Source organism: Sutterella sp., from assembly GCF_030539355.1.
Classification (GTDB): Bacteria; Pseudomonadota; Gammaproteobacteria; order Burkholderiales; family Burkholderiaceae_F; genus Sutterella.
Genome location: NZ_JAUNSF010000114.1, coordinates 1 through 9166, shown reverse-complemented (window position 1 = coordinate 9166; position 9166 = coordinate 1). Strand labels below are relative to the sequence as shown.

6 protein-coding genes are annotated in these 9166 nt (G+C 66.4%); 5 read left to right on the top strand and 1 reads right to left on the bottom strand.

The window, feature by feature from the left end:
* Positions 1–455: 455 nt before the first annotated feature.
* The gene (locus tag Q4F91_RS11825) at positions 456–2741 is read right to left on the bottom strand and encodes an inorganic phosphate transporter (protein ID WP_303337922.1); all 2286 of its coding nucleotides are present in this window, start codon (positions 2739–2741) and stop codon (positions 456–458) included.
* A gap of 288 nt (positions 2742–3029) precedes the next feature.
* On the opposite strand from Q4F91_RS11825, the gene Q4F91_RS11820 reads away from it, so the two are divergent.
* The 5 genes from Q4F91_RS11820 (at position 3030) to Q4F91_RS11800 (ending at position 8968) form a co-directional block, all read left to right on the top strand.
* Positions 3030–5114: a sensor histidine kinase gene (locus Q4F91_RS11820; RefSeq protein WP_303337921.1), complete on the top strand. Its 2085-nt coding sequence runs from the start codon at positions 3030–3032 to the stop codon at positions 5112–5114.
* Positions 5111–5734, top strand: coding sequence for a response regulator transcription factor (locus Q4F91_RS11815; protein ID WP_303337920.1), 624 nt, complete (start codon positions 5111–5113; stop codon positions 5732–5734). Before Q4F91_RS11820 ends, Q4F91_RS11815 begins: the two co-directional genes overlap by 4 nt.
* Positions 5731–7239, top strand: a complete 1509-nt coding sequence (locus tag Q4F91_RS11810) for an FAD-dependent oxidoreductase (protein ID WP_303337919.1) — start codon at positions 5731–5733, stop codon at positions 7237–7239. Before Q4F91_RS11815 ends, Q4F91_RS11810 begins: the two co-directional genes overlap by 4 nt.
* An 87-nt stretch (positions 7240–7326) precedes the next feature.
* Positions 7327–8055, top strand: coding sequence for a YitT family protein (locus Q4F91_RS11805; protein WP_303337918.1), 729 nt, complete (start codon positions 7327–7329; stop codon positions 8053–8055).
* A gap of 1 nt (position 8056) precedes the next feature.
* Positions 8057–8968 carry a hypothetical protein gene (locus Q4F91_RS11800; RefSeq protein WP_303337917.1) on the top strand — a complete coding sequence of 304 codons (912 nt, stop codon included), beginning with the start codon at positions 8057–8059 and terminating at the stop codon, positions 8966–8968.
* Positions 8969–9166 lie beyond the last annotated feature (198 nt).

Genomic DNA, 9166 nt, shown 5'->3' with positions numbered 1-9166 from the left:
CAGATCGGTGAACTCGCGTGCGAGTGCTTCCTTCTGCATGAGGTCTTTCTCCTGTCTGGGGTTCCCCTTTGGGAAGGGCGGGGAACCGGTGGGTCTCTTGTCGGATCTCGTATGAGAACTGCCTTTCGAAGGTCTGTCGTTCTCAACGGATGAGCGAAGTTTAGGTGTTGTTCGTATATAAGTCAAATACTTAGAAATCTATAATTTTCATAGGTTAAAACCTATGATAAATGCTTCTTAACGGCGGGCCTATGGGCTTCATAGGACCGTGCCTCCCGCTGGCGAAGCTCACTTCCCTCCGTGAACGCTCCGCCCGGGACGGATTCCCGGGGAAAACAAAGAGAAAATCCCGTGCACTCCGAGGGGAATGCACGGGACTTGAGGTGATGCCGGTCCTCACAACCTCACGAGGCCGCCCCGGCGGGGCGGCCCGTGAGGAGGATCAGAAGCAGCGGTCAGGCGGACTGACCGGCCGCGGGCTGCTGCGGCTGAGCGGGCTCGGCAGACTTTTCAGTAGCCTGTTCGGCCTCGCTGCAGAGCGCCGCCACGCGGCCCTCGATCATCGAGACGATCTGGTAGTAGGTGATCAGCTGACGCGCGAAGAGCAGGAACGAGAGGTAGAGCTCCGCGCCGCGCACCGAGAGGCCCTCGGAGGGGATGGAGCGCAGCAGGTCGCCGTGCAGGTCCTCGATCGCCTCGAGCGCCTTCGGAGCGTTCTTCGCGAGCGTCTTCAGATCGGGCTTGCCCTCGGCGTTGAGCGAAATGTTGTCGAGCATCGCCAGCAGCGCCTTCAGATCGTCCGCAAGACGGCCCTCGTAGACGCGGTGGCGGTTGGCGACGTGGTCGCGCGAGAGCTTGGCGAGGTTCTGCAGCGTTCTGCCCACCTCGCGCATGCTCGTGAAGGCGCGCAGGTAGCAGTAGCGGGCGTCGAAGTCGCGCTCGCCCGTGGAGCGGGAGAGCATCGCCATGCTGTAGTAGACGCTGCGCTGCGCGGAGAGGTCGTCAAAGAGCTCCGTGGCGGAGACCTTCGCGGCACCCAGGGTGCGCTCGCGGTCGGAGAGCAGGCCGTCCAAAACCTCGTGCACCACCTCGACCGTGCGGCGGAGGTTGTCCGGGGCCTTCTCGTTGATCATGGCGCGGATCTCCTGGGCGTTGTAGGTCTTCGAGGTGCGGCGCACCATCGTGAAGTCCTCCGCGTCGGCCTTGATGTTGGAGCGGACGAGGAGACCGATCGACACGACGCCGAGGAGCACCGCCATGATTTCACCGCCCCAGAAGACGAGGACAGCGACGAGGGCCGCGAGGGAGCTCGCGCAGAACGCGGTCACGAACCAGCCCGAGATCACGGTGAGCACGCCCGAGATGCGGTAGACGGCGGTCTCGCGGTCCCAGGCACCGTCGGCGAAGGACGAGCCCATGGCGACCATGAAGGTGACGTAGGTCGTGGAGAGCGGGAGCTTGAGGGACGTCGCGGACGCGATCAGGATCGCGGAGACCACGAGGTTGATCGAGGCGCGCACGTAGTCAAAGGGGAGCGGCGCTTCGTTCGGGTTCGAGGGCAGGGGCTCGAAGCGGCTCTCAAGGCCGCGCTTCACCGCGCCCGGCATGATCTGGTTGATGATGCGGCCGGCGGTCATGGAGCCGCGGACGATGAGGCGGCCGGGAAGGGACGCGCCGAACTGCTCCTGCTCGCTCGCCTGGCTCGCGAGATTGATCGAGGTCTGGATGACGCGGTGGGCCTTCTTCGAGAACCAGAGCGTCAAGACCATCACAAGGCCCGAGAGCAGCAGGAAGATCGTCGGGGCCGTGGAGGGCTCGAGGAGTCCCCCCATCATGAAGGCCTCGTCCTCGATGCCGCTCGCCTTCCAGGCTTCCCAGCTGTCAAGGGCCGCGAGCGGGACGCCCACGAAGTTCACGAGGTCGTTGCCGGCGAAGGCGAAGGCCAGCGAGAACGTGCCCGCGAGGATGATCACCTTGAAGACGTTGGCCTTGAAGAACGAGATGCAGATCTGGAAGAAGACCGAGAGGCCCACGAAGAGCGAGATCAGGATCACCTGGGTGTTGGCGTCGATCCACTCGATCCACTCGGGACGCATGAAGGAGGCGCCCTTCGCGCCCTTCATCACGAGGAAGTAGATGATCGAGGTGATGGCGAGGCCAGCGTAGACGGCGCCCACCTTCCTGTAGGCGCCTTCCCACCTGAAGGAGAAGATGAGGCGGGCGACATACTGCACGACGGTGCCGGCGACGAAGGCCACCACGACCGAGATCAGGATGCCCGAGATGATGGTGAGGGCCTTCGAGCTGTTGATGTACTCGGCGACCTCGGCGAGCGACGCGCCCTCGGAGAGAAGCTTCATCGCCGCGGCGGCGATCGCGGAGCCGAGGAGCTCGAAGACGATCGAGACCGTCGTGGAGGTCGGGAGTCCGAGGCTGTTGAAGGTGTCGAGCAGGATGATGTCGGCGACCATCACGGCGAAGAAGATCACCATGATCTCGGCGAAGGTGAACATCTGCGGGTTGAAGACGCCGGAGCGGGCGATCTCCATCATGCCGGACGAGAAGGTCGAGCCGAGGAGCACGCCGGCGGCGGCGACCCACATCGTGGTGCGGAAGCTCGCGATGCGGCAGCCGAGCGCGGACTGAAGGAAGTTGGAGGCGTCGTTGGAGACGCCGACGAAAAGATCGATGATCGCGATGACGCCGAGGAAGGCGAGCATCACAAGATAGTAGTGTTCCATGATCGGTCTGGGGGGAGTGGTCGATGTCTGGAGCGGATTTGCGGGGCCGATTCTGACGAAGAGCCGTAACGGCTTTATGACGGGAATATGACATTTCCATGACATACGCCTTCATGTCATCCTCCTGTGACCGAATCTTGATCAGCATGAAATCGCTGCGACACCCGTCCGTCACATGTTTGTGCTAGTGATCTCCTCCCCCGGCCTGCCTTCACCTCCTTCCGGGTGTTGTGTTTGAGGGGCGATTTCCCGCATCATTCAGATATGTCGCGGCGAATCCTTCCCCTGTTGCTTCTCCTCCTTGTCATCCTCTCCCCGGCCGGCCCGTTCCGGGCGGGGGAGCCTGCGGCCGTCCCCGTTTCCTCCGCCGAGTCCGCATCCACTGCACCTGACGGGCTCTCCGCGGCCTCGCAGCCCTTCGCCATGACCCCGTCCCGGGGCGGCCCCGACACCCGCCCCGTGCTCTCGGTGGCGGTGATCGACACGCTGATCAACCCGTTTGACACTCGGGCGCTCGAGAGCACGATCGGGAAGTTGGGCGAGCTCCTCCCGCAGTACCGCTGGCAGCTCTCCGTCCTCCCGGCGGTCGAGTCCGAGGAGGCGCTGCTGCGCGTGCGGCCCGACTTCCTGCTCGCACCCTCGGGGTTCGCGGCCTTCACCCAGCTCTCCGACAAGATCTCCGCGGTGAAGATCGCCACGCGCCGCACCGTTCTCGCCGAGAGCGCGGAGCGTTCCGTGGGCGCGGCCTTCGTCGTCCGCTCCGACCGCCCCTGGCGGTCTCTCTCTGAATTGAAGGGCAGGAGCGCCGCAACGGGCCTTCCCGACACGGTCGAGGGGTGGCTCGCCGCCGCGGGCGAGATCAGCCGCGCCGGGTTCGACCCGGACGAATTCTTCGCGACCCTCTCGATCCGGAGCAACGCCTACCCGGACGTGTTCTCCGAGGTTCTCTCGGGCGCGACAGATGTGGGCATCATCCCGGCCTGTCTGCTTGAGACCGTCGAGGCCGAGGGCCTCGCCGCCCCGGGGCGGCTCCGCGTGATCCACGAACGCGAGGGCGGGCTCGCCTGCCGGCACTCGACCGATCTCTATCCAGGCATCGGCCTGATCGCCCTTTCCGGGGCGAGCGAGGAGAAGGTGAGGGACGTCCTCGGCGCGCTTCTTTCGCTCCACGGCTTCGAAGGGTTCGAGTGGTTCACGAACGTCTCGGACGCGCGGGTGCTGAGGCTCTTCGAGGAACTGCGCGCCGGCCCCTGGGCGCATCTGCGCGACATGAGCCCGATGGCGGTCTTCTCGCGTTACAAGCACGAGATCCTGCTGCTGCTCGCGGGCGTCCTCCTTCTTGTCTTGAATGAACTCAGGCTCCACGCCCTCGTGCGCCGCCGCACGGCCGACCTGCGCGCCGCGCTCGAGGCGAATCTCAAAAGCGAAGCCGAGGCCGCCGACGCGCGGCAGCGGCTCGCGGGTCTCGAGCGCCGCTCGGTCGTGCACCAGATGTCCGGCATGGTCGCCCACGAGGTTAGCGCTCCGATCGGGGCGATCCGCGCCTACACCGCGGTGCTCAGGCTCCTTCTCGGCCGTGCGCGGAAAGCCGAGGCCGGAGGATCCGCGCCGGCCGCCGACCCGGCGGGCGAGCGCCTCGACGTCGCGCTCTCAGGCATCGAGCACGAGGCCGCGAAGATCGCCGGCATCATCGACCGCGTGCGCTCCTACGCCCGCGCGGGCACGCGCCAGCACCAGCCCGTCGCCGTCGGCCCCGTGCTCTCAAGGGGACTGCGGGCGGCGAGGGCGGAATTGACGGAAGAGAACCGCGCCCGCATCACGCTCGAGCTCGAGGGGGCGGACCGCACCGACGCGCTCGTCACGGGCGACGCGCTCGAGCTCGAGGTGCTCTTTCTCAATCTGATTCGCAACGCGGCATCGGCCGCGCTCAATGCCGCCGAGCGGAAAGGCTCGGGGAAGCCCGTCGTCATCGCGCGGCTCGAGGCCCCGGAGAATCCCGGGAAGATGGAGAAGACCGGGGACGAGGACCCGCGGGAGGCCGGCGGCTCGTCCGGAGCTGCCTCCGCCCGCATCCATGTCATCATTGAGAACACGGGCGAGGAGATGACGGACGACGCGATGGCGAGGCTCGCGAGCTTGGGCGACGCGATCGTGCCGAGTCCCACCGGCCTCGGGATCGGTCTCGGCATCTGCCGCGGCATCATCGAGGGGCACGGGGCGTCGATGAAGTTCGCGCGCCGCCCCGGCGGCGGCGTGCGGGTGCGCGTCACCTTCCCCGCGGCGCAGCCGGAGGCCGGGGCATCCGACTCTTCCCCGGAGAGTGACGGACACAATGACGGACGCAGGGCCGGATCGGAAAAGGAAAAGTCATGAGAAATCTGAATCCCGTTGTGCGGCTCGTCGATGACGACGCCGACTTCCGCTCGAGCCAGCGGCTGCTCCTGATGACGCTCGGCTTCGAGGTCCGGGAGTACGAGAGCGCGCAGGCGTTCCTCGACGGGGACGACCGCGACCGTCCGGGCTGCATCCTGCTCGATCTGCGCATGCCGGGCATGACGGGGCTCGAGATGCAGGAGCGCCTGATCGAATTGAAGAACCGCATCCCCGTCATCATGCTCACCGGTCACGGGGACATCGGCGCGGCGGTGCGCTCGATGAAGCTCGGGGCCGAGGACTTCCTTGAGAAGAAGTCCGACCCGATGGTGCTCTGCGACACGGTGCGGGCGGCGTGTGAAAGATCAGTGGCCGCGGCGCGCGCCGAGGAGGCCGAGGCCCGGGAGCAGAAGCGCTTCGGGGATCTCTCTCCGCGCGAGCGCGAGGTGATCGAGCTCGTCGCCGGCGGGCTCTCCAACCGCGAGGCCGCCGAGAAGCTCGGTCTCTCGGTCGAGACCGTGCGCATGCACCGCCAGCACGCCTACGCCAAGCTCGGCATCAGCAGCACGCTCGAGGCCTTCCGCTGGGTGGAGGCGCAGAAGAAACAGGAGGCGAAGTGAAAGTCTCCCGAATCCGCCGCGAGGTGCTCCAGGCCATTGGATCCATCGGAGCGGTGTCGTCCGTGCTCCGCCTGGGCATGCTTGCCCCTCCCGCCCGTGCGGCTGAACTGAAGGAAGAGGGGAGGGACGGCGCTGACGGCATGAACGTCGTGCAGGACGTGCTCGTGATCGGGTCCGGCATCGCCGGGCTCTCGGCCGCCTGCGCCGCGCGCGAGGCGGGGGCGGAGCGGGTGCTCGTGCTCGAGAAGGGACCGCTCGCGGGCGGTCACAGCCTCTATTCGAGCGGCAGCATCAGCCTTGTCTCTGAGAAACGTCAGAAACCCGCCGGGGTGGAGGACAGCCCGGAGGTCTTCCTCGAGGATGCGCTCGCCTTCGGGGGCGGCGTCGGCGACCGCGCGATCCTCGCGCGCATCGGTCGCGAGTCCGAGGCCGCCGTCGACTGGCTCGAGGGCATGGGCGTGCGCTTCGGACCTGTCTTCCGTGCGAGAGCGAGCACTCGCTCACGATGCGTCTCGAGCATCGGCAATTCCGCGGGCCGCACCTACGTGCTCGCCCTCATGGCCCGCGCGGTGAAGTCGGGCGTCCGGGTGCGGCTCGAGAGCGCGGTCACCGGTCTCGTCCGGAGCACGGACGGCCTCTGGCGGGTGTCGGTCAGAAGCGGCGCAGGCAGTGACTCGAAGGACTCGGAGCTCCGGGCCCGCGCGGTCGTGATCGCCGCGGGCGGGTTCGCCGCCTCGGCGAAAAAGCGCCGCGAGGCGCAGCCCGAGATCCCGGCCGACATGCGGACGAGCGCCAACCCCTTCGGCATGCTCTGGGAGGATGCGGAGGCGAACGGCATGGATCTCGGCCGCTCCGTCGGGGCGGCGGTGAGGACGGGCTTCGGCCTGCAGCTCCTCCCCTACTGGGGCGGCAGGCTCAATGACTACGACGGCGGCGACATCTTCGTTTCCACCGCGGGCGAGCGCTTCATTGACGAGGGCCTCCCCTGGAACACGATCTCGCGGGCCGTGATGCGGCTTCCCGGGCAGCAGTTCTTCGTGATCACGGACAGCGTCTCGAGGAAGAGCGCAACGCTCGGTGTCAAGCTCGCCAACGGCCTCGTCACCAAGTCCGCCACGGTGGGCGAGATGGCCCGCGGCATGGACGTTCCTGAGGAAGTGCTCACTCGCACGCTCGCGCGCTACAACTCCGCCGCGGCCGCCGGCCGCGACCCGGACTTCGGGAAGACCGTCTTCACGCAGACCATCGACCACCCGCCCTATTACTGGGGACGGGAGCGGATCTTCGTGCACACGACGCTGGACGGTCTCGCCACCGACGACGAGGCGCGGCTCCTCGACCGACGGAACCGCCCGATCCCCGGGCTCTTCGCCGCGGGCGAGGTCGTGGGCGGGGTCTTCGGCCTCGACCGCATGGGCGGCGCGGGTGTGGCCAACTGCCTCGTGATGGGCCGCGCGGCGGGTCACAATGCGGCCGCGGCCGCCGGGCAAAGGGACGGAAGCTGACGAACCGGAGAGGCCGGACATGGTCCTTTATTAAATGTGACACGTTCGCACGGTGCTAGACTCTCCGCCGTAACAGGTCCCACAGCCATGTCCGCTCAAAAGAAATATTCCCACCGGTTCAGAAACCTCACCGGCAGGCTTCTGATGCTGCTCGTCGGCATCGAGCTCGCCACGCTCGGCATCGCCTTCACGACGCTCTCGCACCTCGGCACCACCCCGATCAGCACGCTGCCCTACGTCTGCTCGGTGATCTTCCCGCTCTCCTTCGGCACGACCACCTTCATCCTCAACTGCGGGTTCTTCCTGCTGCAGGTGGCGCTGCTCAGAAAGCGCTTCTCGCCGCTCAATATCCTGCAGATTCCTGCGGTCATCGTCTTCAGCGCGTTCATCGACATGAACATGCATCTCTGCGCGCCGGTCGTGAGCGACTCCTGGTGGATCTCGCTCATGACGAGCCTCATGGGCAACGTCTTCCTCGCGATCGGCATCTTTCTGCAGGTGCGCTCGAAGACCATCGTGCAGCCGGGCGAGGGCATGGTGATCGCCTTCGCGACGGTGCTCCGCAAACCCTTCGGCACGGTGAAGATCTGGAACGACGTGACGATCGTGATCCTCGCGTGCCTTCTCTCCCTCGCGGTGCTCGGAAACCTCGTGGGCCTGCGCGAGGGCACGGCGCTCTCCGCGGTCCTGGTCGGCCTCTTCGTCAAGGTGATCGCGCACTTCTTCCCCGAGAACCGTCCGAAGGACGAGCCGCATCAGGTTCCGCTCAAGGCAAAGGGCCAGGAGCTCGATCTCGGGAAGAAGAAGGAAGGCTGACATGCGCCGGCAGATCACCTCCGTCGCACTCTCCGCCGTCCTCGGCATCGGTGCGCTCGCTGCGCAGGCTGATGTGCCGCCGACGGGGCTCGCCGCTCTCAGCGGCGCCGACTGGATGCAGACGGCCCGGCAGGATCGTCATGTCCCGACCGCCGAGGAGATGACCGACGGGCTGATGAAGTATTTCTCCCGGCCTGACGTTCAGCGCAGATTCGCCGCCCAGTACGCCTCGCAGTACGGTGTGAACGGCGCGAAGGCCGATGTGATCGGCGAGATGGTGAAGACGCTCTTCGGCGACCGCAATGTCGTGATGCGCCTCGCTGAGGTGATCGTGCAGATGACGACGGGTGACGAGTCCCCGGAGGAGGCCTTCGGCATCAGCCGCAGCGCAGCGATGGCCGTCATCACCTCGCTCTCCGACACCGGCGTTCTGCGTCTGCCGCCCGCGGAGCTTGACGACTTCTTCCGGATCGTCACCGAGACAAGGCTGACGCTTCCGATTGATCTCTACCGGGAGGTGACGGTGCGCCAGTACAACGCGCTCGGCGACGAGCGGCTCGTCGCTCGCATCAATCGGCATTACCGGAACCTCTCGGACGCGGACTTCCGGAAGTACTTCTCCGCCGTGATCCATGCCGTCAGGGCGGAGGCCGCCGACTATCCGCCCAGGACCGCGCTCACGGACATCCAGCGCGACATCGCCGTCAAGGCGCTTCTGAAGCAGTTCGCCATCCAGTTCGACCGGCTCGGCATCCCCGAGGAGGACTGGATGCGGATCCTCGAGGCTCCGGAGAATCCCGCCGCAGCCTCGGTTCAGGATCTCCGCACCTACGAGACGGTGATACTCAGGGCCGTCAGCGCCCTGCGCGGTGACGTGCGCCACTGGGCGCTGGTGCTCAGCTACGGCGGCTGACCGGGAGCACGCATCACTCTTCGGCGTGCTTCCTCCAGAAGGCAACCGCCTCGTCGATCCAGCCCTCGGCCACGGTGCCCGTGCCGAGCCCGAAGCCGTGCCGTTAGTTGAACTCCACCAAACCTCTCACACCCGGGTGGAGCCCTTCATACTCAGTTCAGGGCGCACGAAACTTCATGAACTCTGAACAAGTCTGGC

Bases quoted from the DNA above. Each gene is read 5' to 3' on its own strand.
- Q4F91_RS11805 (WP_303337918.1), top strand. From the start codon at position 7,327: ATGTCCGCTCAAAAGAAATATTCCCACCGGTTCAGAAACCTCACCGGC.
- Q4F91_RS11800 (WP_303337917.1), top strand. From the start codon at position 8,057: ATGCGCCGGCAGATCACCTCCGTCGCACTCTCCGCCGTCCTCGGCATC.
- Q4F91_RS11825 (WP_303337922.1), bottom strand. From the start codon at position 2,741: ATGGAACACTACTATCTTGTGATGCTCGCCTTCCTCGGCGTCATCGCG.
- Q4F91_RS11815 (WP_303337920.1), top strand. From the start codon at position 5,111: ATGAGAAATCTGAATCCCGTTGTGCGGCTCGTCGATGACGACGCCGAC.